Source organism: Emticicia fluvialis (genome assembly GCF_024793945.1).
GTDB lineage: Bacteria > Bacteroidota > Bacteroidia > Cytophagales > Spirosomataceae > Emticicia > Emticicia fluvialis.
On the sequence record NZ_JANUSD010000013.1, the window covers coordinates 62,617 to 88,997 of the forward strand.

Genomic DNA, 26,381 nt, shown 5'->3' on the forward strand with positions numbered 1-26,381 from the left:
TTGCAGTCCCAAATCGGGAACAAGGCTGCGTAGCTCAACTGAATAGAGCGTCTCACTACGGATGAGAAGGTTAGGGGTTTGAATCCCTTCGCGGTCACAAGAAGTCAAAAGCCCTGCTAAAACAGGGCTTTTTTTGTTATTTTCTCTTCTTTTTTGCATAATCTTCTATATTTTCTCAAGGCAAATTCGGTGGCACTTTTTTCTCCCGGTGGCACTACTTTTCGGCTTTTTCGTGAAAGACTAAAAATTATCTTAAAATTTTTAATTTGATGTGTAAGTTTTCTTTTGCTTCCAACCTAACACAAGCTTAAAAAAAATTTGTATTCATTTATTGTTACTCATGAGCATTATCAAGCTACGTCCGGACAGAAATTTTTTTACTGTAATGCTCCTAATCAGGCAGCCTGTTTTTGTGCAGGAGTTAAGGAAAAGCCTTAATTTTCATTAATTACTTCTATCATTCCTCCTCTTTCTGATTTTTTTTCCTCAAAGTATTCAGCAGGAACATAGAAAAAATTCCCACTTTCAACTGGGATGATTGTAAAAGGTGGGGTACAGTTTATGAAACACTGTTCTAGAAGTCTTTTTGTTTTATTGGAATCGTCGTAATCTTTTCCTTGTACATATACTATTGCTTCTGGCTTTAAATTCTTAAAAAAAAATTCATCAATCTTTCGATTTACAGATGGGAATGAATATCCTATCAAAACAACAATTTCTGTGGCTGTAGCTATAGATTCAAGTTTAGTTTTAATGCCATCATTAGATTCACTCTCCCACGCGAATCTAATACTTGAGGACTCTTTTGTACCACCAATTTTAGCAAAGTCATGATGATGATTATGAATCTTTTCAAGAACTTTAATATACCTCTTAGCAGTATCTTCATATGAATCATTTATCGCATTGTTTTCTTTTTCAACTATATCCCAAACACAATGCATTTGAATACAGGTTCCATTCAATTTTAATATATTAGCCCCATTATAAGCTTCAGGATTGATATTAGCACCTCTAATATATTTATAAATTTCAAATGCGGAACCACTATTAATATTATGTAAATCATTAGCAATGGTGGACTCAAATAAAAGATCATAGTTCCATGTTATGAATTGGAAATTATTAGGAATCTCCACTTTTAGCATATTATATGCATCACTTCGTTTTTCACCGACTGTTCTAATCAAATTTTCATAACGTGAATCCGGGTAACTTTTAGAAAAACTGATATTGCTACTCTCTATGTTAGTGTTTTGAAATTTTATTTTATCTATCTGAATAAAATGATAAAAAGTAAAAATTACTTCCAGAAATAATTTGTAATCATAATAATTTTCATCCCGGAAATCAGTTTGAAAATATCTTTTTGCTAGAGTGTCCATGCTACAAACTTTTTCAAATGCGTATGAAAACCTTGTAAAAAGATCTTTTATATTCTTTACAAATGGATAATAAGATTCTAATTTTATATTACAATTTTTCTCATAATCTTCAAAGAATTTTAAAATGTGTTTTGGGGTATTCTTAAAATCTGAGACAACTGGAATGGTTGCTGCACTAGCTCCAGCTCCCAAATAATAGGTGATTTTATGCTTTTCAGCCATATTGTAGAATAAGTTAAGTATAGTGTTCCACAAAAATAAAAAATATTCAATATTTTGAAACTATCTCTTGTCCTTTAGTGCCTTTACTTAGTTGATAATTTTGATGAAGAAGAGGCTGCATGGCAAGCATTGACTTACTTTTAGAGAATCCGACATTTATTCCTATCGTTTTTTTGGAAACAAGCTTCAGCATAAGACGAATTGATTTTTATTAATTATATTACCCCCCAAAAACAAAGATAGGAGTAAGCCCTAAGACTTACTCCTGCTTGAAGATATATTGAAATATATAAGAAGACTAAATTAAGGCTCAAAAATCAGGCGTTCGTCCTTTTCAATTACCGGGATATTCTTCACAAATTCATCATACCCTGCCTCATCTTCATGGTTGCTGTAAGCGCCATAGGCATCAATAGTATAACCAATGGTGCCGTCTTTCGACTCAATGATGTAGATAATCGATGATTCCGAAGGGCTTGATTCTCCCTCAAAACGATACGTCTTAATGATTTCCAGTTCTTCAGGCTGATAATGCTTGTCAGAGTCTGAAATATGAAAACCTTTGGCCGCCCATCTGAACTCTTTATCGAAGCCCTTTTTGGCCAGCTTATCCAGAATAGTAACCATGGTGGTCATGTCTGTACTTTTGTCTGAATATTCCTTTAGCGGCTCCATTGTTGTTACCATTGCCTCATTGTTCGTAGTATCCATAGTTGTAAGATTTAATACTTATAATCTTACAATTGTTGTGCCTTGGCCAGATAACCGCCGTCTGGCCATGTAATTGTGATACAAAATACTCATCGTACAGATGAGTGTAGAAAATTTTACCAAACCGAACCAATTAAATGTTGAAAGTGTATTTTATAATATAGTGCCTGCGGCCTTATTTCTCTTTATTAACAGATTTTCATGCGTATTACCTATCTAAAACTGGTTGCTACTGTTTTTTTCTGGGGTTCAAACTTTGCAGCCGGAAAAATAGCCATACAGTCGTTCGGGCCATATTCAACAGCCTTTTTACGTTTTACAGTAGGGGCCACTCTATTAATGTTGATGCTTTATAAGCAAGAGGGTAAAATTCCTAAGCTGAGCCCAACCCAGTGGAAATGGGCAGCAGTAGCCGGCTTATTGGGGGTGGTACTTTACAACCTGAGCTTTTTTATGGGTATTCAGTATATGCCTACGGTGCGTGCATCGCTCATTATTGCGTTTGCACCCATTACTATTACATTAGGCAGTGCCATTTTCTTTGGCGAGAAGGTTACTTTTCTGAAATGGACAGGTATTCTGATATCCATAGCCGGCGCTATGGTAGTAATTGTGAGGGGCGATTTCGGTAATCTGTTAGAACAAGGTACCTGGGGCATTGGCGAGTGGTTTATTATGGGCGCAGTGTTGTCGTGGACGGCCTATACCCTAACCGGAAAACTGGCTTTAAGAACCATGCCTGCGCTAACACTCAGCGCTTTTTCGGCGTTCATAGGCTGTATTCTTTTATTTATACCTGCCATGCAGCATCAATTGTTTGAGCGCATGGCTACTGCCAGCTGGCAGGCTTATGTGTCGGTGGTATATATGGGCGCAGCTGCTACAGCTCTGGGTTTTATCTGGTATTATGAGGCCGTTCGGTTAATTGGTGTTACCAAATCGGCCATTATTGGTAATCTTACACCAGTATTTGCAGTGCTGATTGCCGTTTCTTTTTTAGGCGAAAAGCTCACCATTCCCACGCTTATCGGGGGGGCACTGGTTCTTTTGGGGATTCTGCTTACCAGCAGGAAATGATGTTTTCCGGACGGCTAGTTAAGGACTTTTATCTTTAGTTGTTATTTTTATCTGGTACTTCAAATTATACCTTTGTGAAGCTCCGTGCTAAACTTCGTGACTCTCCGTGGTTAAAATTTCAATTAGTATTTATTTCACCCGGTATGGGTGAGGCTGAACTAAATTTTTAATCAATAATTTCGTTTTTAGGTTGCTTAAGTAATAGTACGCAGGGAATATTAAAGCTCAAATGCTGAAATCTTAGTCCCATACTAATTTATTTGTATGGACAACAACCTTTTTTGCTTAATTTAGCAACCCAAAATCATCCTTCATTTACCAGACTATGCTAAGAAAATTATTTGGCTTTTGTTTCTTTATTTGGGCATTTAATGCTACCGCACAACCGGGACAATCTTCCAAATGGACCCCCGATGGCAATGGATATTATTCTGTTGAAAAACAGGAAATTGTAAAATTTGACTTGCTTACACAGCAGGCACGAGTAATTGTGAGCAAAGATTTACTGACACCTAAGGGCAGTAATGCTCCGCTGGCTGTTCGTGATTTCAGTTTCTCAGACGACCAGAAAAAATTATTGATTTTTACCAACACCAAACGGGTATGGCGTTACGAAACCAGAGGCGACTACTGGGTGCTGGATTTAACTACCAAAGAACTTAAAAAACTGGGGGCGTCTTTGCCTGAGGCCTCTCTGATGTTTGCAAAGATTTCGCCCGATGGTAAAAAGGCAGCCTATGTAAGCAAAAACAATATTTATGTAGAAGAACTGGCTGGCGGCAAACCCAAAGTGCTTACTACAACCAATGGCACCAAGAAATTGATAAACGGTACCTTCGACTGGGTTTATGAAGAGGAATTTGACTGCCGGGATGGTTTTCGTTGGAGCCCCGACAGTAAGTCTATCGCCTACTGGCAGATAGATGCCAACACCATCCGTGATTTTTACATGATTAACAATACAGACTCTATCTATTCATTTGTAGTGCCGGTAGAGTACCCCAAAGTTGGTGAAGCCCCATCTGCCTGCAGAGTAGGGGTGGTAAATGTAACAACAGCAAAAACTACCTGGATGAAAGTGCCGGGCGATAGCCGCCAGCATTATATTCCTCGTATGGACTGGGCGGGTAGCTCTAACCAGCTGATTTTGCAACAACTGAACCGCAAGCAGAACCAAAGTAAGCTGATGTATGCCAATGCCCTGACAGGTGCAGTGAGTACTTTTTATCAGGAAGCAGACGAAGCATGGGTAGATATAAGCACCCATTGGGCTGATGAGAATCCTGCCGGATGGAGATGGTTAAAAGGCGGGAAGGAATTTATTTGGATAAGCGAAAAAGATGGCTGGAGACACCTGTTCAGGGTGTCGGCAGATGGCAAGAAAGAAACCTTAATCACCAAAGGAAACTTTGATGTGATATCACCCGAAGCAATAGATGAAGCAAATGGTTATGTCTATTTTATGGCTTCTCCTGCCAATGCTACCCAGAAATACCTGTATCGTGCCGGGCTTGATGGTGCCGGTGAAGCCGTAAGAATTTCGCCTGCTGTGGAAGAAGGTACACATGGGTATCAGATTTCCCCAAACGGAAAGTTTGCCTACCATAGTTTTACTAACTACTTTACCCCTACGGCCATAGAATGGGTTGCTTTGCCCGAACACCAACCCCTAGACCCTCAAAAAGACATCAGCAAAAAGATTGATGTTGAAAGAAAGAAAAAATCAAATGTTGAGTTTTTCAGAATAACCACCGAAGAGGGAATTGAAATGGACGGTTGGATAGCCAAACCGAAAAATTTTGATGCCTCAAAAAAATACCCGATTGTATTTATGGTATATAGTGAGCCGGCATCTCAAACCGTTACAGACCGCTTTGGTGTAGGCCGCAATGGGCTTTATAACGGCGATATGGCTGCGGATGGATACATTTATGTGTCGCTTGATAACCGGGGTACTCCAGCGCCGAAGGGCAGAATGTGGAGGAAATCAATTTACAGAAAAATTGGCCTTTTAAACACCCGGGACCAGGCCATGGCTGCCAAAAAGATATTGGAATGGCCTTATGTAGACAAAGAGCGTGTGGCTGTGCACGGTTGGAGTGGTGGTGGGTCATGCACACTTAACCTGATGTTTCAGTATCCTGAAATCTATAAAACCGGAATTTCGGTAGCGGCAGTGGGAAACCAGCTTACTTACGACAACATTTATCAGGAGCGTTACATGGGCTTACCGCAGGAAAACCGGGAAGATTTTATTAAAGGTTCGCCCATTACTTATGCCAAAAATCTGAAAGGAAACCTGTTGTATATTCATGGCACCGGCGATGACAACGTTCATTACCAGAATGCAGAGCTGATTGTTAACGAATTAATCAGGCACAACAGACAGTTTCAGTTTATGGCCTATCCTAACCGCTCGCACGGCATATATGAAGGAGAAGGTACAAGAATGCACCTGAATACCCTGTTTACTAATTACCTGAAACAATATTGCCCTCCGGGAGGGAAATGATAAATATTTGACACGAAAAATCCTCCGGCTTGCCGGAGGATTTTTTTTAGTACCTGCTTTTTTCCAAATCAGTTATCAGTATCTGGCGTCCATCAGGTTTTTTAATGAAAATTCTGTTTTGCTCTTCAGGATTAACTCTCTGAATAATATCTGAGTTTTTGGGTAGATAAAAATTGGTAAGCTGCGCATCAACCACCGAAAACGGTGGCAAGTCTTTGCCGCCCGGTGTGCTGTTGTCCAGAAAAGAACAATAAACTACCGTATCGCCTTTGGCATAAAGGTTCACTATTTTGTCAGCAGCCAGTTTATATGGGTTTTCTTTTCTTGGTTCTGCAAAATGCATAAAATACCTGGGTGCTTTGTCTTCCCAGATGTTTACCACTATTCCACATACCAACACCAGTTGCACGCCCAGAAGCAACACTAAAGCATACTTAACGCTCGATTCCAGCAATAATAACTGCCTGATAAGCAAGGCTGTCAGCACAATGCCAAAGGCATACATATAGCCTATGTATCGGGGCATAATTCTGAATGTATTGCCATCCTGAATTGAAAATAATATCAGAAACACAAAAGGCAACAAAGTGAGCATTGATAAAAATACCAGTAATGGGTGATTGGCTGCTTTACTCTTCTGAAATAAAGTGCCTAGCAGAATAACTAGCAGTACTATATTAAGGGTTAGCACCATAAAATGAAGCCTGGCGGTGCTGTAAAGAAAGAAATCGAGTACCAGCAACCCGCAGACACCGGCAACTTTCAGTTTGTCAGACGGTAGCCATCTGAAACAAGACACCCCAGCCAAAACACTTACCAGTGCAATGATTGTATTTTTTAGACCTGATAAATGAATATATAGCCCCTCGCTGGTTATAAATGCCGATGAAACTACAAAGCGCAACTGTTTAAAAATGTTGGGCAGGGTAGCCACCGACAGGTAGTCGTCAGGGGCTGTTCTGGCCATTATATTATATGATTTTACGCTGTTTTCAACGTATTCAATTAACCAGCGGCCACCGTCTGATTTTAGCCAGGCAACCACGCCCATAGCCGGAATGAGCATGGCAAGCGCAAGCCCTACCCATACCCTGAGTTTCCTCACGTAAATGATTACATAAAGCCCGTGAATCAAAAAAAGCGGAAATGCCGAGATGTGGCATAGCTCGCAGGCAAGTGCACTCAGGCCATAATACAAATAAAAGGCAAGGCTGCTTTTATTGTTTTTTTCTTTCTCTAAAATAATCAGAAACAAGTGGGTGGCCAGCAATGAAAAAAAGAAGAGCAGCGCATAATTGCGGGCAACTTGCGAATAGGTAATATTAAAGGGAGAAACAGCGGCTAAAAATGATGCCAGCAAAGCCAGATTAGATGATTTAAAATGTCTGTTAACAAACACGTATGTCAAAAACACCGTCAACAGGTTAAATATTAAAGACATAAACCGCAGGTCAGCATCCTGAAGGCCAAACATCTGTGTCCAGTAGTGTAAAGAATACGTATATAAAGCCCCATTGCCGGTGTCAATCCGAGCTATGGAATCAAAAAAATCATGAATACTTTTTTCTGACCAGAACTCCCTTGGGGTGAAATAGGGGCTGTCGGGCTTTCTTACTGAGTTCCGCTGGTTATTGCCCTCGTAGCTCACGAACTGGCTCACAAAAAGCGAGTATTTCTCGTCGCCTGCCAGGCCATGTTTGCCTATGTTATGAAAACGCAATAAAAAAGCAAGCACCATAATGCCTGCTAATATAATATAGGTTGTTTTTCGGCTCAGAGAGAACATACAGCTTCAGTTGTATTTAATGATGAGTATCACATATATTTTTCAGGTCTCTGATGGTTTGCGCAGGGTCGGTCGAGTTAAAAACAAAACTACCGGCTACCAAAGCATTGGCACCTGCGTCTACTAAAAGGCCCGCATTGGCAGTGGTTACACCACCGTCAATTTCTATCATTGTGCCAAGTCTGCGTTCATCTGCCATCCGGCGCACTTTCCTTACTTTTTCGTAGGTATGTTCAATAAATTTTTGTCCGCCAAAACCAGGGTTAACAGACATAATCAGAACCATGTCAATATCATGAAGAATGTCTTCAAGTACGTTTACCGGCGTATGCGGGTTAAGCGCCACACCGGCCTTGCAGCCGGTATCTTTTATTTGTTGCAAAGTACGATGCAAATGCGGGCAGGCCTCGTAGTGTACAGTAATAATTTCAGCGCCTAGTTTTTTAAATGTTTCAATATAACGCTCAGGCTGAACAATCATCAGGTGTACATCCAGCGGTTTTTTTGCATGGCGTTGAATGGCTTCAAGCACGGGCATTCCGAATGAAATATTAGGCACAAAAACACCATCCATAATATCAATATGAAACCAGTCTGCAACAGAGTTGTTCAACATTTCGGCATCTCTTTGCAAATTGGCGAAGTCGGCCGCCAGTACAGAGGGGGCAATAATCGTATTTTTCATACTACAAAGGTACGTTATTTTCGTTAAAAAAATGTGTGTAACCGGAAAGACAATTCAGCCTGGTACCCGCTTAGCAGTGCTTCCAATACAGAAACATACGCCGGTTTTATCAAAAACAACTAAAAAAAGATTAGTTTTGCAGAAAAAATAAATCATTTCATGGAACAAGCACTGCTTGACGAAATACCGTCATTAGACCTTGCAGACTTTACCTCCGGCGACCCTGAGCGTAAAGCCAGATTTGTGCAGGATATCGGAAATGCCTTTAACACCATAGGCTTTGTAGCAATAAAAAATCATGGTTTGACAGAAGACCTGCGGGTAAAACTTTATGATGCCGTTCAGAAGTTTTTTTATCAGGCAGACGAATTGAAAACAAAATATGAGTTTCCGGAGCTGGCAGGGCAGAGGGGTTATGTGGGCAAAGGAAAAGAAACCGCCAAAGGGCATAATCGCCCGGATCTGAAAGAGTTTTATCATGTGGGTCAGCCGATTGCCGAAGGCGAAATGCCCAGCAATGTTTTCCCGTCGGAGGTTCCGGAGTTTGAAACTTACACGCTGGCCGTATATAAAACTTTTGAAAATACAGGTAAAACACTATTAAGTGCCATTGCCCTTTATCTGGGCTTGCCCGAAGATTACTTTGAAGAAAAAGTAAGAAACGGCGATAGCATTTTGCGTGCCTTGCACTATTTTCCGATTGAAAATCCCGATGCACTGCCAGAAGGAGCCGTAAGAGCTGCGGCACATGGAGATATAAATCTGATTACCTTGCTGATGGGCGCTTCTGCCGAAGGGTTGGAAGTATTACGCCTGGATGGCAAATGGATTCCGGTTACGGCATTGCCAGATCAGATAATCATCAACGTAGGTGATATGCTTGACCGCCTGACGAATCATAAACTGAAATCGACGATTCACCGGGTAGTAAATCCGCCTCGTGAAAAAATGAAAACGTCCAGATTCTCTATTCCTTTTTTCATGCATGCCAGAGCAGAAACAGACCTTACCTGCCTTGAAAGTTGCATTGATGAGGCCAATCCGCGCAGATATGAAAACATGACAGCCGGCGAATTTCTGGACGAAAGACTAAGAGAACTGGGGCTTAAAAAATAGGCTTCATGTACTGTTATTTCCGCATAGCACAGAAAAATCAAATTTTCTGTGCTATATTTATTTAATTTATCGACATATATCCAGGAAAACCTTAAATGATTAAAACCCGCCAGATTCGATACTTCATTTTTTTAAAAGATGTTATGATTCTTGCGCTCACCTGTTTTGGCGGGCCTCAGGTGCATTTAACCATGTTTCTGGACAGATTCGTAAAAAAAAGAAACTACCTGACCGAAGCAGAATTGCTGGAGCTGCAATCGTTGTGTCAGATACTCCCCGGGCCAACTTCAACACAAACCATTACAGCCCTCGGATTTCGGCTCGGCGGAGCCAACCTTGCCTATATTACGCTGTTTATCTGGGTGCTTCCGGGCGCTATCTTAATGACGCTCGCAGCCTTGGGTATTACTTATATAGAAAAAGAGCAACTGGCCAGCCTCACACGTTTTATTAAACCTATGGGGGTGGCATTTATCATTTTTGCAGCCTATTCTATTGGTATAAAAGTAATAAAAACACAGGTTAGCGTTATTTTAATGGTGCTGGCAGCTATGGCCGGCTATTTTTTTCCTTCGCCTTATATTACGCCAATCTGGATATTACTCGGTGGCCTGGCCACCGCACTTAAATTTAATGAGCAGGAGAAAATGCAGAAAGAGCCGATCAGAATTGAGTGGGGCAATTTCTTTTTATGGATAGGCGTATTGCTTTCTTCAGCTATTCTGGGGGCTGTTACGCACTCTTTACCGATACGTTTATTTGAAAATTTTTATCGTAACGGCAGTCTTACTTTTGGCGGGGGGCATATCCTTAAACCGCTTTTGTATAATGAGTTTGTAAAGTTTAAGCACTACCTTACCGCCGACGAGTTTTTGTCGGGGCTGGCAATAGTTGAAGTAGCTCCGGGGCCTGTTTTCTCAATTTCTTCGTTTGTAGGTACTTTATCTATGCGAGAATGGGGGATATACGGCGAGTTGCTTGGAAGTTTTGTTTCAACAGCAGGTATTTTTTTGCCGGGTACATTTCTGATATTCTTTGTAATCCGTTTCTGGGACCAGCTAAAAAAATACAGGGGTATCAGGGCCTCGCTGGAAGGCATTAATGCCGCCAGCACCGGTTTAACGGCAGCGGCGGCATTTTCTCTGTCTCAACCAATGTATGTGGATTTAGTATCGGTAATGACAATAATACTTACTTTTATTCTTTTACTGACCCGATACGTGCCAGTGTATCTGATTATAACAGGCGGCCTGCTTATGGGTTGGGCAAGCGCCTGATGTGGTTGTGAAAATACTATTTAATGGCAAATCTGGCCGTAAGAGCTATGTCGTCAAGCCATAATCCCTGATACCCAATCACGTTTATTGCCGGTTTCCAGTCAACGCTTAAATTAAGCGGAATCTCTCTGAAAGTGTACTCCAGCCCGAGTATACCATCTGCCCCTACAATAGCGTGCGAATCGTTGTTATCAAACCAGGGGTTACCATATTGGCCTCCGTTACCCCAAACACCTACGTGTCCACCAACACCGTAGTACCATCTCCAACCGGCAGTCTGAAAAGCAGGAGCATGAATTTCATACAAACCCGTAATGTTTATGCCGCGCCAGCGTGTATAAACTATACCTTCTATGGCTTTTCTTTCAGACATGTTGTGTTTGATACTCAAACCGTATCCATAATTTAAACGTAGGCCGACTCCCGTTTTGTAGTCAGATTGGGCAGAAGCTGCTGTAATCGAAAAAATAATAAGGCCTGTTAACAAAAATAATTTACGCATAGTGCTGAATAATTATTGATTAATAAAGAATAGTTAGCGTATATAAACGATAAAAACCTATTCCAAATCTGTAAAAGGGTTAATTGCCAATCTGAAGGATATGAATTGTAGAAAATCTTGTGAATGATGGGTATAAAATTCCACATCTCAGGTTTTTTGGAGCCGGATTTTACCAATGGTACGCTGTTTTGATTAGTCAGGTTGTCAATTACAACACAGAACATTTACAATTAACAACCATTCTTAAATGATATGAAGCACACCTGTACTTTAGTAATCATTTTTTAACTAAATCCTGTTTTTTATGAAAGTTACAAGATTGTTTCTCGGCGCAGCGCTTATTGGCTCACTCGGATTCCTGCAAATGTCTTGCGAAGACTCCTCAAACGACATGGGTCCCGATGGGGGCTCAGCCTCCGGCACTCTGAAAGTTAGTATTACTGATTCACCCATTGACTCACCGGAGGTTAAAGGGGCATTTGTAACAGTAACTGAAATTAAAGTAGATGGAAAAACATTTGATGGCTTTAAAGGCCCCAAAACCGTAAATCTGCTTGAATTGCAAAACGGTAATTCGCTTGAGCTGGGAAGCGGAAATTTTAACGCTGGCACATTCAGCAAAATAACATTGGTACTTGATTACGAAAAAGATGCATCTGGTACGGCGCCTGGATGCTACATTCAGAAAGCAGATAATACCAAACAAAAACTTCAACTTAACGGAAGTACCCAGAATGCAATAGAACTGACAGCCAAGCAATTTGCTGTGCAGGAAGGTAAAGCCACTGAGCTGGTAATGGATTTTGACCTCAGAAAAGCCATTAAGTCAGAGACATCGGGCTCACAAACTACTTATTCATTTGTAAGTTATGGCGAGCTTCAGGCTGCCATCCGTACCGTAGATAAACCGTCTTCAAGCGACATTAGTGGTAAAATAGATAATTACAACTCAACCACAATGGGCGACGTAGTGGTTTACGTTTACAAAAAGGGTACGTTTAACCAATCAACTGAAACTCAGGGACAGGGAGAAAGCCAGATAAAATTCAAAAATGCAGTTACCAGCGCCAAAGTTGATGGCAGCGGTAATTTCAAGGCGGCCTTTTTAGAGCAGGGCGATTATGAAGTACATTGTGCTTCTTACAGCAAGCCAACCGGAGGTTTCTTTGGTCTGAAAGCCCTTCTGAATATCCAAAGCAAAAACAATGTAGATTTAAGCAGTATTGTACTGAAATCTGATGCCGATGTAAGTCTGTCAATCTCGGTTAGCACTATACTTGGCTTGTAATAGAGCCTAAAAGATACTGGAACAAAATGTGTTACACTGTTCGGAATAAGTAAAACACATTTAACTCAAAGAAGGAGCCATAAGGCTCCCATAAAAACCGCCAAACCGGCGGTTTTTATTTTTACCCGTCTACGTATACGAAGGCAAGTTAAACAGAAAGGAGTTTTTCAAATTGATTACCTTTGGCAGGATTAAAAGTTTTAGGGAAAAACAAATGAAACCTGGCGCCTTTATTAACTTGCCCCTCGGCAAATATAAAACCATTATGGTTGCCCATAACTCTTTTGCAAATAGCTAAGCCTATGCCGGTTCCTTCGTATTCATGCCGCCCGTGCAGCCTCTGAAAAATAACAAATATTTTTTCGGCATAACCAGGTTCAAAACCTATACCGTTATCCTGAAAACACAAATGGTAGAAAGTGCTTTCTTCTCTCAGTCCTTCAATAAAAAATATGTCTTTTCCTGACATCTCCTCCGACGATATTTCAATAATCGGTGCAATGTCATTCTGAGAAAATTTAATCGAATTGTTAATCAGGTTATAAAACAACTGTTTTATCTGAAACGGGAACGCCTTTATTACCGGAAGTTCCTCGGTAATAATCCTTACTTTTTTCTCTTCAATGGCCAGTGATAAGTCGGTTTCAACTTCTTCCAGCATCTGGTTAAGATCTACCGTCTGTAATTCCTGATCGTAATGATTAACCGTTCTCGAGAACGTGAGTAAATCGTCAATCAGTAATTGCATTCTTTCGGCAGACTTCTCAATTTTATTGAGCGATTCCTGCCCGTCCTGATTCAGTGACGAGTAGTGTTTTTTAAGCAGTATACCGCTGAAAGCCCGAATTTTACGCAGGGGTTCTTTCAGGTCGTGAGAGGCCACGTAAGCAAATTGTTCCAGCTCAGAGTTTGTGCGCTGTAATTTATCCAGATTATTTTCAAGCGCCTTCTGAAACCTGATGCGCTTGCGAAGCTCGTAAATCAGAAACCCGAAAGAAGCCAGCAGTAACAGTGCCGACGATGCCGATAGTGAAATAATGTAGCCTGGCAGGTGTTTATCGTTACTTATTTTCAGCGCATATTTGTTATTAAGAATCTGCTTTTCGGTAAGTAAAAACAGATTCATCACATTTCTGATTTCATCCATTTTCAGCTTATCGCTTTTCAGGCTCTCGGCACTTACAGCGGTTTTTATTCGTGCAAGTTTAATGTTGGTTTCTGTAATCTGTATTTTTTCGGCAATGAGTTTTTTCAGTTGCATCAACCGTTGGGTTTGCCCTTCGTTATGCTCTACCAGGTCTTCCAGTTCGTTTATTATTTTGCCAATAACACGGTAAGCATCGTAGTATGGATTCAGAAAAACATTTCGTTGGGTAAGCAAATAGCCTCTTTGCCCGGTTTCCATGTCTTTCATTTTTGATATCAGCTCTTCTCCTTTCATCATTACCTGGTAGTTGCGCTCAATGTCTTCCATATAAGCCAGTGTCTGATGTACTTTCAGATAAGAAACAACCGTAAGTATCATCAATAGGATAATACAGGAGATAAACGAAATCGTTACGTATCTGAACGGTTTGCGCATGAGTAGTGAATGTTTTTTTGGCTATTTATATGTAGGCATTGCATTGTATCTGCAACACCCGGGGCTTTCGTCAGTCAAAGTTAGGTATTCTCATCTTTATTCAGGGGTAAAAACCCGAAAATTCATCTTTCTTTGTTCTATTTTTAATTTAATAATTACTTTTTGTAGAATATATTTCTCGGTTTGGCTGTGTTTTTGCCTTTTGCCGGCAGGCAAAAGGCAATGGTACAACAATTTTAAAGTATAAATTGGAAATATCCGCAAGGTAATTATATTCATTTAGCGATACTTTAATATGGAAAATTTAACACAATCAAGAAGAAGAGCATTTGCCGGGGCAATGGTTGTGGCACTTACGTTTGCTACTGCTTTTGGGATTTTTCAGGCATATAGATCAAGTGCCATTTCTGACGAGCGCGACAGATTTACGATACAGGCTGATTCGCTGATGACGGTGAAGCAAAACCTGGAAGAGGAAATAAGCGGTCTGACCAAAGATTTAAACGATGAGCGTGATGAAAACGCCGAACTGTTAAACAGAACCGAATACATAAATGGCTTGCTGGCAGAAAAAGAAAAAATAATGGCAAGACTTAATAAAGAGGCTGAAGTGCTAAAAGGTAAGAATAAGTCTAAAGATGAGCAACTGGCTTTACTGAATAATCAGATTATTGAACTGAACGACGTAAAAGCTCTGATGGAAAGAAACTTAACAGATTTGCAGGCAAGTAATGCCAATCTGGTTTCGGAAAATACCGAATGGAAAGTAAAATATGATGAACTGCGCGCACAGAGAGATGAACTGAATACACACATTGCCTCGCTCAATAAAAGGATAGATGAAATTATTTATGACGCCCCTGCCGATAACTTTAAGGTTGAAGTGCTAAAGACCAACGACAAACTTACCGCCAAAGCAAAAAAAGCACATTCGTTAAGGGTTTCTTTTTTGGTGCCAGAGAGTTTAAAGAATAGCAAAGAGGGCCAACAGAAGGTGTACCTTACTGTTCTTGACCAAAAAAATATGCCTGTAAAAGGTTCAATAAAAGAAGTGAGCGTTATGCGCGGAGAAAAGCTGATGCCTGTGGCCGTTCATGCCATGCAAACTGTTGATTTGGCACGGAGTCCTCAAAATGCAACATTTGAGTTTGATTTGAAAGAAAAATTAAAACCCGGTACTTATAAAGCTACTGCATACGCAGACAATGATTACCTGGGTACGGTAGAATTTAAGGTAAGAAACAGTTTCCTGTTTTTCTGATGCTCAGCATTTTGATTTTAAAGGGGCGGTGAACATGGGTTCATCGTCCCTTTTACGTTATTGGGCTTTTTAATTTAGATTGGTATATTTGTATTTTGCAAATGCTATAATGAAAGTAACAACACTTGAAGATTTTTATAAAGAGGCCTCATTAGTTGTACCTGAAGGAATTAACAAAGAACTGGGGCATTTTAATGTGTTTAAGCTGCATGAGTTAGCGGCGGCAGGTAACAAGCGTACAACGATGCCTTACAACAGACGGGATTATTATAAAATAAGCCTGATAAGTGGCAAAAACAGAGCAGAATATGCCGATAAGGTAATTGACATTGAAAAAAATGCCTTGCTATTTGCCACACCTAAAATTCCGTATCACTGGTTGCCGCAAGACGATAAGCAGCACGGGCATTTCTGTATTTTTACGGCTGAGTTTCTGACCCATAGCAAAAGTGGAGTAGTGCTTGACGACCTGCCGATATTCAGACCCGGGGGCTATCCTATCTTTCAGTTATCAGATAAAGTGGCCGAAGATATTCTTCATGTTTTTAATAAAATGTTTGATGAAATCGCATCAGACTATATCTATAAGTATGATTTGCTGCGTAATTATGTTTTAGAACTAATACATTACGGCCAGAAATTGCAGCCATTAACCGCCTTGCACCCAACTCACAATGCCTCGGCCAGAGTTTCTTCTTTGTTTATTGAATTACTTGAGCGCCAGTTTCCAATAGAATCTCCGCATCAGAAATTATCTTTGCGCTCAGCCAAAGACTATGCAGACAGGCTTTCGGTACATGTGAATCACCTCAATAAAGTGCTTAAACAGAATACAGGTAAAACCACTACCGATATCATCAGCAGCCGCGTTGTTCAGGAAGCCAAGATTCTGCTGAAGCAAACAGACTGGAACATATCTGAAATTGCCTATTCGCTGGGCTTTGATGAGATTGCTCATTTCTCTAATTTTTTCAGGAAGCATACTTCATTTTCGCCGTTGGGTTTTCGTGCGTAAGGCAATTGATTGATTTTTGCAATTTACGGATTGATACACGTAACCGGTCTGTTGGGTATGGGTTATACTTTTGTGTCATCATTTTAAATAATAAAATTATGGCACAAACAAACAACATTGCTTTAGTAACAGGCGGAAGCCGGGGCTTAGGAAAAAACATGGCGCTACAACTTGCCCGTAAAGGTTTAGATGTAATACTTACGTATAATCAAAAAAAGGAGGAGGCGTTTCAGACAGTAAACGAAATAACTGAATTAGGCCAAAAGGCAGCAGCATTACCACTGAATACAGGCGATTCTAAAAGTTTTGATTCATTTTTTGAACAGGTAAAGCAGGTGCTCACAGACCAATTCAATGCAGAGAATTTTAATTTTCTGATAAATAATGCCGGTATTGGGATTCATGCCTCTTTGTCTGAAACCACCGAAGAGCAATTTGATACCCTGATGAATATTCATTTTAAAGGCGCTTTCTTCCTTACACAAAAAGCCCTGCCGCTGATTGCTGACGGAGGCGGAATAGTAAATATTTCTACAGGTCTTACACGTTTTTCTTTTGCGGGTTATGGGGCTTATGCTTCAATGAAAGGAGCAATTGAAGTACTTACTAAATATCAGGCAAAAGAACTGGGCAGCAGAAAAATAAGAGTGAACGCCGTAGCGCCGGGCGCTATTGAAACAGATTTTGGTGGAGGTGCAGTAAGAGACAATGCTGATATAAATGCTCAAATATCGTCTATAACGGCACTGGGCAGAGTGGGTTTGCCAAACGACATAGGTAGTGTAGTAGCCTTTTTATGTACCGACGATGCAAAATGGATAAACGCGCAACGCATTGAAGTGTCTGGCGGAATGATGCTATAATGTTTTGGTTTATGGGGGAGCGAGCTACCAGGCGCCCCCATAACTTTTACTGCCATACTACGGATTCTTTTCTGTTGTACCAGGTTTCCAGATACGACTCAAATTCTTTTTCTATGTTACCCCTTTTTATCTTCATGGTTGGGGTAAGTTTGTTGTTATCAATTGTCCATGGTTCATTCAATACAACCATTCTGCGTACTTTTTCATAGGGTTTCAGGGTCGCGTTTACAGCATGGAGGGTTTCCTGCAGGCTTTCATTAACCTTCTCCACGCTTTCGGCTTTTCCTATGTCAGACAATATCACCAGCGCAATGGGTTGGGGTAAGTTATTACCTGCCACGCATATCTGTTCTATCATGCAATTGGCAGAAAAACCGGCTTCAATAGGGGCAGGGGCCACGTACTCGCCTTTAGCTGTTTTATACATTTCTTTTACCCTGCCGGTTATTTTCAGGTAACCTTCATTATCTATTTCGCCAACGTCGCCAGTATGAATCCAGCCTTCTGTATCAATGGTTGCGGCTGTCATTTCCGGTTCGCGGTAATAACCTTTCATGTTCCAGGCCGAGAGTGTGCATATCTCGTTAGTTTCGGGCATCAGTTTTATCTCCATTCCGGGGTAAGGCTTGCCAATTGTTCCGTTTTTTATTTTTTCTCGGGGCATCATGGTGGCTACACCCAGGTTTTCGGTCATTCCGTAGGCTTCCTGAATTATTATACCCAGTTTTTTAAACCACTCAATTAACAATACAGGCATAGGCGCAGCAGAAGCCAGAATAATGATGGCATCATTCAGCCCCAATCCTTTGCGTATTTTTGTTTTAATCAGGTTATTTACAATGGGAATCTTCAATAAAATATCCAGCTTGCTCTGCGAAATTTTTGACAATATACCCAACTGAAATTTGGTCCAGATACGCGGAACGGCCAAAAAATGTGTCGGACTGGCCACTGCCAGATTTCTGGCAAAACTCTCTACTGTTTCTGCAAAGTAAACCGTTGCGCCGGCAATGGTTGCTCCAGACTCTATCACCATTCTTTCGGCCACATGGCACAATGGCAGATAAGATATAAACCGCGATTCAGGGTAGTCGAGTTTTGTATAATGCCGGGTATAATAAAGTGCCATAGTTAAAGCCTTGTAAGTTACCATTACACCTTTTGGGTTGCCGGTAGTGCCAGAGGTGTAAATAATACTGAAGAGGTCGTTCAAATCGGGTATAAAATTATCCTGCTTAGGCTTAAAACTATTCATGATTAATTCCCATTGCACATGCTTTGCCTGTGGGTTATAAGTAGGAAATGAAATACACTTTACGCCCTCAGGTATACCAGGCTCAATGCTTTTGGCGTCGTCCATTTTACCTATAAATAGTACCCGGCAGCCACTGTGCGTCATTACCTGATTCAACTGTTCGGCATTTAATGTTCCATAAAAAGGCACAGATACATGGCCTGCCATCAGAATACCGAAATCGGCAATCAGCCATTCTGCACAGTTTTTTGAAATAAGGCCAATGTTTGTTTTGGGCGGCAGGTTAAGCGATTCCAGATAGCTGGCTATTGTACGGGCCTGCAGCCCTACTTCTTTCCATGAAAAATCTTTGTATGTATTGCCAAATGGCTGTTTTAGAAATATCTTGTCAGGCTGGTTTTTTTCATGGTCATAAAAATACTCCAGGAAGGTTTTATCTGGTAAAAGTTCCATAGCAGTGAAAGGTGTTAATAGGTTTCGGTTTTGTAAAATTAAATTAAAAAAGCAGAATTGCTAATTTGTGTGGCAAATTGCCTTTTGTATATTGTGCTTTTTGCGACAAAACAAAAGCAGCATGACTCAAGTGCTGAATCATGCTGCTTTCTAGTTAATTCAATTCTTTATAATCAGATATTTTCAAGGATACGCTCCATTGAAACTTCGTATCCGATTTTCTCTTTTAAAGCGCTTACAGGAACCCTTTCCTGCGCCATTGTATCGCGGTAGCGGATTGTAACCGTATCATCTTCCATTGTCTGGTAATCAACGGCAATACAGTAGGGCGTGCCAATTAAGTCCTGGCGCGTATAACGCTTACCGATAGCACCGCCGTCGTCATAGATAGTTCTGAAAGAAGATTTAAGCGATTGCGTAATGGCTTCGGCTTTTTCTGCCAATCCGTCTCTTTTTACCAAAGGCAATATAGCAGCCTTAATAGGAGCCAGAGCCGGGTGCAGTTTCAAGTAAGTACGTTCTTTTTCGTTTTCACCTTCGCCTACAGTTTCTCTGGTAAAGGCGTTACAGAAAGTAGCCAGGAATAGTCTGTCTGCACCTACTGATGTTTCAACCACGTAAGGAATATAATTGCCGTACGGCTTACCGTTGGCATCAAGGTCAGCATCAAAGTATTGTTGTTTTTTCTTCGATAGCTCCTGATGGTTACGTAAATCGAAATCGGTTCTTGAGTGGATACCCTCAATTTCACGGAAGCCAAAAGGGAACTGGAACTCAATATCAACCGCGGCATTGGCATAGTGAGCCAGTTTCTCGTGGTCATGGAATTTCAGTTTCTCAGCCGGTAAGCCCACCGCCTTATGGAATTTCAAACGGGTTTCTTTCCATTCTTTATACCATTCCATTTCTGTTCCGGGGCGTACAAAAAACTGCATTTCCATTTGTTCAAACTCACGCATACGGAAAGTAAACTGGCGCGCCACAATCTCGTTTCTGAAAGCCTTACCAATCTGAGCAATACCGAAAGGCACTTTCATACGGCCTGTTTTTTGTACGTTCAGGAAGTTAACAAAAATACCCTGTGCAGTTTCAGGGCGCAGATAAATCATGCTGGCATCTTCTGCCACCGAACCTACCTGCGTAGAGAACATCAGGTTAAACTGGCGTACTTCCGTCCAGTTAGCTGTTTTTGATATAGGGCAAACAATATTTTCAGCAATAATTAATTCACGTACACCGGCCAGGTCTTCAGCGCCTAACAAACGGCCCATTTCTGCCAGCAATGCCTGCGCTTTTTCCGCCTGCCCTGCTGCTTCATATTCTTCTGCTTTGCCTTCCAATAACTGGTCGGCGCGGTAGCGCTTCTTGCTGTCTTTGTTGTCAATCATCGGGTCGTTGAAACCATCCACGTGGCCTGAGGCTTTCCAGGTAAGGGGGTGCATAAAAATAGCCGCATCAATCCCCACAATGTTATCATGCAGTTGGGTCATGGCTTTCCACCATGCTGTTTTCAGGTTATTTTTTAGCTCTACACCGTTTTGGCCATAATCATAAACGGCCTGAAGACCGTCGTAGATTTCAGATGAAGGAAACACAAAGCCATATTCTTTGGCATGAGAAATAATATCTTGCAGTGAATTAGTTAGTGCTGGTTTGCTCATTTAATTATTTTAATTTTTACTTTAAAACTAATTTAGGAATAGGTCTGATACCTTTTTGCGCAAGTAACCTCTCTTGACGAGAGTTTTTTAAAATATGATATCCACTAGTTTGAATCCAGAAATAAGGGGTTGGAGCTCTAATTTTTTTTATTTCTGGAGCATGATTATTTAACCAATCATTTAGCCAAGTTAACTTTGATATTACTGTATTAACCTCATTGGTATAAGCAGAATGTACTTCTATAAAATAAGCAAATCCTTTGTAGCCAAAGGCATAATCCCAACGAGGAGAATTAGGATATTTACTGGTTGTGCAAGAATCAATATCAATACTTCCTTCGCATTGCGGTGCATCTTGAAGTGAAATTTTATTTGAATAACTGCCTAATGCTCTTAAGCCACTTTGATAGCAATTTGTAACATCAGGAGTATTTTGTATTGCCAACTTAAATTTATTCATAGTCATTAATGACAGAGTTTGATACAATTTCTGATGCTCTAGAACTAAAAGATGATAAACCTCCCCATTCTGAAATAGCAGAATCTTCACTCCCTGCATCTAAAGAAGAAATGTCCTTGATTGACACTCCGTCATGTTCTCTATCAAAATAATAAGTAAATAAACTTTTTTTCTCAAGTAGAATTCTGAAAATACGAACCAAGGAAGGGTTTTTAGTTAAATTGAATAATTCAAAAAGTGAATCACTGTTCATATTTGATTCCTTCAAAAAGCGAATAGCCCATGCAAATTCAAGTAATACAGGTGAATGTGTAGATACAATAACTTTATAATCCCGAGAAAGTAAATCTATTATTTGTAGTATTACAGATTCTATAGCTTGCGGGTGCAATCCCATTTCTGGTTCCTCAATTATTACATACTTTATGTCGTCTTTTCTACTAACTTTTGACGGTGGGCATAGTAAATAAAAACTTAATAGTAATGGCATAAATTCCTTTTGTCCGGCACTCCATGCCATAAAAGGAATATTCGATTTGCCAATTTCCAATTTGAAACGCTTTTTCCCTGATTTATCTAATATTATTTTACCATCGTGAAAAATACTATCATTAAAAGAATCTCTAAGTGGTTCTTTTAATCGTTGGGATTGAGGAAATATAGTGTCATTTTTCCCATTTTCTAAGAATTGCCTTAAAGTTTCACTAAAATAGCGTAGAACATAAGGTACAGAGTCTTCATAATCCGTAAAAAATCGTGGCCAGCCATTTTGCAAACAAACAACGCGTTGAGCAGGAATGTAAAACAGAGATTCTTCTTTAGTGAAAGATTTATCTTTACGTCCTCGTTTCTCGATAATGTCGCTTTTTGTGAAGGGTTTTTTATCAAAATGGATTGAAGTGTTATCGTTCCAGATTTCAGACATTCCTTCACCAAAAAATCTATCCAAATTGCTATTTATATCTTTACCCCAAATATATCCATATTGTTCTACAATCTTTTGTATATTGAATCTATCATTGATAAGTTTTATTAATTGTAATAAAATACTTTTCCCACTTGCTTGTGGTCCAACAAACAAAGTTAAATCTCCAAAATTAATATTGGCATCTTTGATTGGACCCAGTGATTTTACTTTAATATTATCCATTCTTAATAATATTTTTGCAAACTTAGCGAAAACATTGCAAATACGTTAGCTATCTTATTATTTTTGGAGTAATTTGTCTGTGACCATTATTTATGAACCGAATCCTGAAATTTATTCGTGCTTCTCTTAGCATGTCTTCGCACGAGGCCAAAGGGGTTTTAGTGGCCTTTTTCATTATTATGGCTGCTATGCTATTCATGGCAGGCGCCGACTACTTTTTTAGCCAGAAACCACAGAATCTGACTATTTCGTCTCCCAAAGATATTGACAGCCTCACGGTGGCACTAGATACCAAGGCCAGTGCGTATAGCCCGTATGGTGAAGCCAAATCAGGCTTTGGTAGTTCGGGCGGTAAAAATTACAAACATTTTCATTTCGACCCGAATACTGCCACAGTTCAACAATTTCAAGAATTGGGTTTACCTAAGTTTATTGCTGAGCGCGTAGAAAAGTATCGAAGTAAAGGCGGGAAGTTCCGTAAGAAGGAAGACTTCAAGAAAATTTACGGTTTGTACCCAGAAACCTACGAGCGCCTGGCACCTTATATTGATTTACCTTCGGCAGATGAAACATCGGTCATTTCCCCACAAACTAACTCAGTAACCCAGCCGGCAAATCCTGAAAAGAACGAAGCGCCAGCCAGAGAGTTGAAGAAGGAAAACAAACTAACCAGGTTTGATTTGAATACAGCCGATACCACGCAACTTAAGTTAATTAACGGAATTGGCTCCGGCTATGCCAGGCGGATTGTGAAGTTCAGAGATGCACTGGGTGGTTTTGCCAAAGCAGAGCAGGTAAGAGAAACTTACGGTTTACCCCCCGAGACGGCAGACGAATTGTTAAAATATGGATTTGTGAGCGGAAGTATAAAGAAGCTGAAAATTAATCAGGTGGCAGTATCTGAACTAAGGCATTTGTATCTGAAGTATCACCAGGCAAAGGCCATTGTTGCTTACCGTGAGCAGCACGGAAGTTTTAAATCAATTGAAGATTTGAGACAGATAAAAGTACTGGACGAAGCCACTATTCAGAAAATTGAACCGTATCTGGAGTATTAAAAAAAAACAAGAGGGGCGTGGGCCCCTCCGGTTATCTTGTATTTTTGCAAATCTTCACCGATTCTTCAAACTTGTTCACAATCTCTTTCACCAGCCGCTCATCTTTTGTGTGAAGCGAGAAATTTGTTTTGCTTTCATTTTCATCATCACTTTTAAGATTAAACGAGCCGCCAATATTATGATTCTGGCCAAAGCCCACTTTCACTTTCATTCTGTCGGCAGGTACAATCATCTTCAGTTGGTATTCTCCACCATCTTCTTTGGCGTAAGAAATCTTTTGTACATCTTTCAATAACCAGGAGATTCTCATTCCGAAATTCAGGTCTGAGTCTCTGGCATCAATATTCATATTCATCTGGCAGCCTTTAAATTTAAAAGTAGGTACGGCTTCATTGTCGTTAACTTTTAAATGGTGGCCATCTTTCTCTTTTACCAGTTGGTCTAGCTGGTAGCTCAGCCATTTGGTATTTGATTCTAAAGTTTGAGCAAAGGCAAGGTTTGAGCCAAATAAAAGAATGAATGAGGTAATTAATAATTGTAGCTTTTTCATAATTCAGATAGTTTACTTGTTAGTTTATAAGTAGATGCAGAACAGTTATTGAGGGTTGCTTATAAACAAAAATAAGTCCCCGGGCAGAGGACTTATCTTCAAAATGCCGTAAATATTGGCCTTACATAAACCTGAAGTTGTAAGATAATGATACAATTGGCGCACCAAATACAACCAGTTTATAGGCCGATACAGCAGTACCTTGTGTACGAATAAATACAGAGTAGGCGTTTTTCTTACCGTAAAGGTTAAAAACGGTGAATGTCCAGTTACCTTTAAAACGTTTGTCTTTCATGCTCGGTTGATAGATGTTCCACGCAAAGTCAAGGCGATGGTAATCTGGTAGTCGGGCATTGTTACGCACGCCATAGTAGGGGTAGCTGGTTCCCTGATAGATAATAAAACCCTCTGGCATGGTAAAGGGGCGGCCGGTGCTATATGAGAAGTTAAACGAAAAATCGTGGTGCTTACCCTGATTAATAATTACAGAAGCATTGAATGAGTGCGGGCGGTCATAATTAGCAGCATACCACTTGCCAAAGTTAATCTGCTCGCCAAAGGTTGTGCCTTCAGATACCATATTCTGAGAGCGGCTGTAGGTATAGTTTACCCAGCCTGTCATTTCACCTTTTTTCTTTGAAATCATAAATTCCAGCCCATAAGAGCGGTTTTTACCTTGCAGCAATTGCATTTCAGGGTGAGCGTCAAGCAGGAAGTCGGCACCGGGCTTATAATCAATAATGTTATTGGTCATCCGATAGTAGCCTTCAACCGATAGCTCGTAGATATTGCCCGGCAGGTTATGAAACAAACCTGCTGCTACCAATGAGCTTATTTGCGGACGAACGTGGGTGTCAGAAGTTTTCCAGCGGGATGTAGGCAGGGGAGTAGTTGTATTAGTAACTACCTGCATATACTGGCGCATGATGTTATAACCTACCTTTATAGAGGTTTTGTCGCTAAGCGAATACTTAAAGCCTAATCTTGGCTCAAAGCCGCCGTACGATTTAATGATTTTGCCTCTGGCATAAGAAATGGTATCTCTGACCGACAGTGCATCTTTTGGCTGGTTAGGCTCATAAATCTGCACATCGGCAGGCCCCAGCGCAAAAAACTGAGAGTATCTTACACCTAATGCCAGCGTGGCTTTAGGAGAAAGGGTGATTTCGTCTTCTGCATAAATACCGGTTTCTAACGAATATTCGTTCGGTGTTTTCAGAGCAAGCACACTGCGGCTTGTGCCGGGCTTTAATTCTCCGGGTCCGACTCTGTATTTTGTAGCGCTTATACCGACCTCAATGTTATGCTTTGCATAGTTAAAGTTAACATTGGTTTTGGCTTGTTTGTAGTCGATGTCTGACATTAAAACTACTTTGTTGTCAGAGTTCAGTTCTGGCAGCAATGTTTTAGGTAAATAATAAGCTGATACCACCGTAGTTTGCATATTGATTTTTGGCGATATGGCATAAAACCAACGTGCAGAGAAGCTTCTGCTCCGGTAATCATACTGAGTTGATGTAGCATTAATGTTACCAATGCCACCCAGCAACTGGGTCTGAAAGAAATCTTTACTGTAATAGCCTGAAGCCGTAATGGTATTTTTAGCATTGACACGATAAAAAAGCTTTGCTACGACATCGGTAAAGTTTGCTTTGATATCGTCCAGTTTTTGGGAAGCCAATGGCAAAAGGAAGTCGTTATAAGATGCCCGGCCTGAAATCATTACGCCCAGTTTGTCTTTTATAACAGGAACATCAAGCGAGAGCCGATTTGATACCAGACTGATACCGCCGTTCATTTTAAATTTATCGAGTGACGGCTGAGCCAGCGTTACATCCATTACTGAGGCTGCTCTGCCACCAAAACGGGCAGGCGTATTGCCTTTGTAAACCTCAACGCCTGATGCTGCCTCAGAAGGAAACGCCGTAAACAAACCAAACATATGGGTGGGGTTGAAAATCGGGATGTCGTCTAGTAATAAAAGGTTCTGGTCAGTTGTACCGCCTCTGATATTTACCCCGTTTGAGGCCTCGCCGACACTGGTTACACCGGGCAGCATCTGCAAACCCCGCAGAATGTCTATTTCGCCTACGGCAGCAGGTAGTTTTCTGAGGGTTTTTATATTTAATTGATTAACCCCCAGTAAAGGGCGCTGAATGTTGGCTTCTACACCTTTGCTTGATACAATCACTTCTTCCAGCTCGTTTTCAACACGGCCCATTGAGTAATTGCGTCTCATATCTGCATTTATTTTAATACCGTCTCTTACAGGTCTGTAGCCTACAAACTTAACAGTTACGGCGTGTTCTCCATACGGAATATTAATGTCAAAATATCCGTTTTCATCGGTAACGGCGCCAAACTTCCCATAATCAACATTGATAGATGCCTTGGCAAGTGGTTTACCATCAAGTGTATCTTTTACATAGCCGCTAAAGCGGTAAAAAACCTGTGCCCTGGCTGCTATGGTAAGTAATAGAAATGAACTTACGATGTAAAGTTTTCTCATTTT

The 26,381-nt window shown here is 40.5% G+C and carries 21 protein-coding genes and 1 tRNA gene; 10 read left to right on the plus strand and 12 right to left on the minus strand.

Annotation, left to right across the window (positions count from 1 at the left end; all coding sequences use genetic code 11):
• Positions 1 to 23: 23 nt before the first annotated feature.
• Positions 24 to 97 (plus strand) — tRNA-Arg (locus NZ848_RS15490).
• Between the two features lie 337 nt (positions 98 to 434).
• Here the strand turns inward: NZ848_RS15490 and NZ848_RS15495 are convergent.
• Both NZ848_RS15495 and NZ848_RS15500 read right to left on the minus strand, forming a co-directional pair.
• Positions 435 to 1,607 carry a hypothetical protein gene (locus tag NZ848_RS15495; RefSeq protein WP_259016277.1) on the minus strand — a complete coding sequence of 391 codons (1,173 nt, stop codon included), beginning with the start codon at positions 1,605 to 1,607 and terminating at the stop codon, positions 435 to 437.
• 303 nt (positions 1,608 to 1,910) lie between these two features.
• Positions 1,911 to 2,318, minus strand: coding sequence for a hypothetical protein (locus NZ848_RS15500; protein ID WP_253534168.1), 408 nt, complete (start codon positions 2,316 to 2,318; stop codon positions 1,911 to 1,913).
• A 201-nt stretch (positions 2,319 to 2,519) separates the two neighbouring features.
• Between NZ848_RS15500 and NZ848_RS15505 the strand changes: the two genes are divergently transcribed.
• Together NZ848_RS15505 and NZ848_RS15510 are read left to right on the plus strand one after the other, a co-directional pair.
• Positions 2,520 to 3,395, plus strand: a complete 876-nt coding sequence (locus NZ848_RS15505) for a DMT family transporter (RefSeq protein ID WP_259016278.1) — start codon at positions 2,520 to 2,522, stop codon at positions 3,393 to 3,395.
• 325 nt (positions 3,396 to 3,720) lie between these two features.
• A complete protein-coding gene (locus NZ848_RS15510; RefSeq protein WP_259016279.1) occupies positions 3,721 to 5,907 on the plus strand; it encodes a S9 family peptidase in 2,187 nt (728 codons plus the stop codon).
• Positions 5,908 to 5,953: 46 nt separating this feature from the next.
• On the opposite strand, the gene NZ848_RS15515 is transcribed toward NZ848_RS15510, so the two are convergent.
• Together NZ848_RS15515 and rpe are read right to left on the minus strand one after the other, a co-directional pair.
• Positions 5,954 to 7,693, minus strand: a complete 1,740-nt coding sequence (locus tag NZ848_RS15515; protein WP_259016280.1) for a glycosyltransferase family 39 protein — start codon at positions 7,691 to 7,693, stop codon at positions 5,954 to 5,956.
• Between the two features lie 16 nt (positions 7,694 to 7,709).
• On the minus strand, positions 7,710 to 8,378 hold the full coding sequence (gene rpe / locus NZ848_RS15520; protein WP_259016281.1) for a ribulose-phosphate 3-epimerase: 669 nt from the start codon (positions 8,376 to 8,378) through the stop codon (positions 7,710 to 7,712).
• 159 nt (positions 8,379 to 8,537) lie between these two features.
• Between rpe and NZ848_RS15525 the strand changes: the two genes are divergently transcribed.
• Together NZ848_RS15525 and chrA are read left to right on the plus strand one after the other, a co-directional pair.
• Entirely contained in the window at positions 8,538 to 9,494 is a 957-nt protein-coding gene (locus NZ848_RS15525; protein ID WP_259016282.1) for an isopenicillin N synthase family dioxygenase, read from the plus strand.
• Positions 9,495 to 9,637: 143 nt separating this feature from the next.
• Positions 9,638 to 10,771, plus strand: coding sequence for a chromate efflux transporter (gene chrA / locus NZ848_RS15530; protein WP_259016284.1), 1,134 nt, complete (start codon positions 9,638 to 9,640; stop codon positions 10,769 to 10,771).
• Positions 10,772 to 10,787: 16 nt separating this feature from the next.
• Here chrA and NZ848_RS15535 read toward each other — a convergent pair whose 3' ends face one another.
• Positions 10,788 to 11,144 carry a hypothetical protein gene (locus NZ848_RS15535; protein WP_229236196.1) on the minus strand — a complete coding sequence of 119 codons (357 nt, stop codon included), beginning with the start codon at positions 11,142 to 11,144 and terminating at the stop codon, positions 10,788 to 10,790.
• A 433-nt stretch (positions 11,145 to 11,577) separates the two neighbouring features.
• On the opposite strand from NZ848_RS15535, the gene NZ848_RS15540 reads away from it, so the two are divergent.
• Positions 11,578 to 12,561, plus strand: coding sequence for a DUF4382 domain-containing protein (locus tag NZ848_RS15540; RefSeq protein ID WP_259016286.1), 984 nt, complete (start codon positions 11,578 to 11,580; stop codon positions 12,559 to 12,561).
• A 148-nt stretch (positions 12,562 to 12,709) separates the two neighbouring features.
• Here the strand turns inward: NZ848_RS15540 and NZ848_RS15545 are convergent, their stop codons facing one another.
• The gene (locus NZ848_RS15545; protein WP_101725160.1) at positions 12,710 to 14,143 is read right to left on the minus strand and encodes a sensor histidine kinase; all 1,434 of its coding nucleotides are present in this window, start codon (positions 14,141 to 14,143) and stop codon (positions 12,710 to 12,712) included.
• Positions 14,144 to 14,438: 295 nt separating this feature from the next.
• Here NZ848_RS15545 and NZ848_RS15550 point away from each other — a divergent pair, with 295 nt between their 5' ends.
• The 3 genes from NZ848_RS15550 to NZ848_RS15560 all read left to right on the plus strand — a co-directional run bounded on the left by NZ848_RS15550 (position 14,439) and on the right by NZ848_RS15560 (position 17,282).
• Complete coding sequence (locus NZ848_RS15550; RefSeq protein ID WP_259016287.1) at positions 14,439 to 15,404, plus strand: hypothetical protein; 966 nt, start codon at positions 14,439 to 14,441, stop codon at positions 15,402 to 15,404.
• A gap of 109 nt (positions 15,405 to 15,513) precedes the next feature.
• Positions 15,514 to 16,419 (plus strand): helix-turn-helix domain-containing protein, encoded by a 906-nt coding sequence (locus NZ848_RS15555; RefSeq protein WP_259016288.1) that lies wholly within the window; start codon positions 15,514 to 15,516, stop codon positions 16,417 to 16,419.
• Between the two features lie 98 nt (positions 16,420 to 16,517).
• The gene (locus NZ848_RS15560) at positions 16,518 to 17,282 is read left to right on the plus strand and encodes an SDR family NAD(P)-dependent oxidoreductase (RefSeq protein WP_253534187.1); all 765 of its coding nucleotides are present in this window, start codon (positions 16,518 to 16,520) and stop codon (positions 17,280 to 17,282) included.
• Between the two features lie 46 nt (positions 17,283 to 17,328).
• Here NZ848_RS15560 and NZ848_RS15565 read toward each other — a convergent pair whose 3' ends face one another.
• The 4 genes from NZ848_RS15565 to NZ848_RS15580 form a co-directional block, all read right to left on the minus strand.
• Positions 17,329 to 18,990 carry an AMP-binding protein gene (locus NZ848_RS15565; protein ID WP_253534189.1) on the minus strand — a complete coding sequence of 554 codons (1,662 nt, stop codon included), beginning with the start codon at positions 18,988 to 18,990 and terminating at the stop codon, positions 17,329 to 17,331.
• Positions 18,991 to 19,163: 173 nt separating this feature from the next.
• Positions 19,164 to 20,651 (minus strand): glycine--tRNA ligase, encoded by a 1,488-nt coding sequence (locus NZ848_RS15570; RefSeq protein ID WP_253534191.1) that lies wholly within the window; start codon positions 20,649 to 20,651, stop codon positions 19,164 to 19,166.
• 16 nt (positions 20,652 to 20,667) lie between these two features.
• Positions 20,668 to 21,117: a hypothetical protein gene (locus tag NZ848_RS15575; protein ID WP_259016289.1), complete on the minus strand. Its 450-nt coding sequence runs from the start codon at positions 21,115 to 21,117 to the stop codon at positions 20,668 to 20,670.
• Complete coding sequence (locus tag NZ848_RS15580; protein ID WP_259016290.1) at positions 21,104 to 22,261, minus strand: AAA family ATPase; 1,158 nt, start codon at positions 22,259 to 22,261, stop codon at positions 21,104 to 21,106. Before NZ848_RS15580 ends, NZ848_RS15575 begins: the two co-directional genes overlap by 14 nt.
• 92 nt (positions 22,262 to 22,353) lie before the next feature.
• Here NZ848_RS15580 and NZ848_RS15585 point away from each other — a divergent pair, with 92 nt between their 5' ends.
• Complete coding sequence (locus NZ848_RS15585) at positions 22,354 to 23,319, plus strand: helix-hairpin-helix domain-containing protein (RefSeq protein WP_259016291.1); 966 nt, start codon at positions 22,354 to 22,356, stop codon at positions 23,317 to 23,319.
• A gap of 31 nt (positions 23,320 to 23,350) precedes the next feature.
• Here NZ848_RS15585 and NZ848_RS15590 read toward each other — a convergent pair whose 3' ends face one another.
• Both NZ848_RS15590 and NZ848_RS15595 read right to left on the minus strand, forming a co-directional pair.
• Positions 23,351 to 23,869, minus strand: a complete 519-nt coding sequence (locus NZ848_RS15590; RefSeq protein ID WP_259016292.1) for a hypothetical protein — start codon at positions 23,867 to 23,869, stop codon at positions 23,351 to 23,353.
• 121 nt (positions 23,870 to 23,990) lie between these two features.
• The gene (locus NZ848_RS15595; RefSeq protein ID WP_259016293.1) at positions 23,991 to 26,378 is read right to left on the minus strand and encodes a TonB-dependent receptor; all 2,388 of its coding nucleotides are present in this window, start codon (positions 26,376 to 26,378) and stop codon (positions 23,991 to 23,993) included.
• Positions 26,379 to 26,381 lie beyond the last annotated feature (3 nt).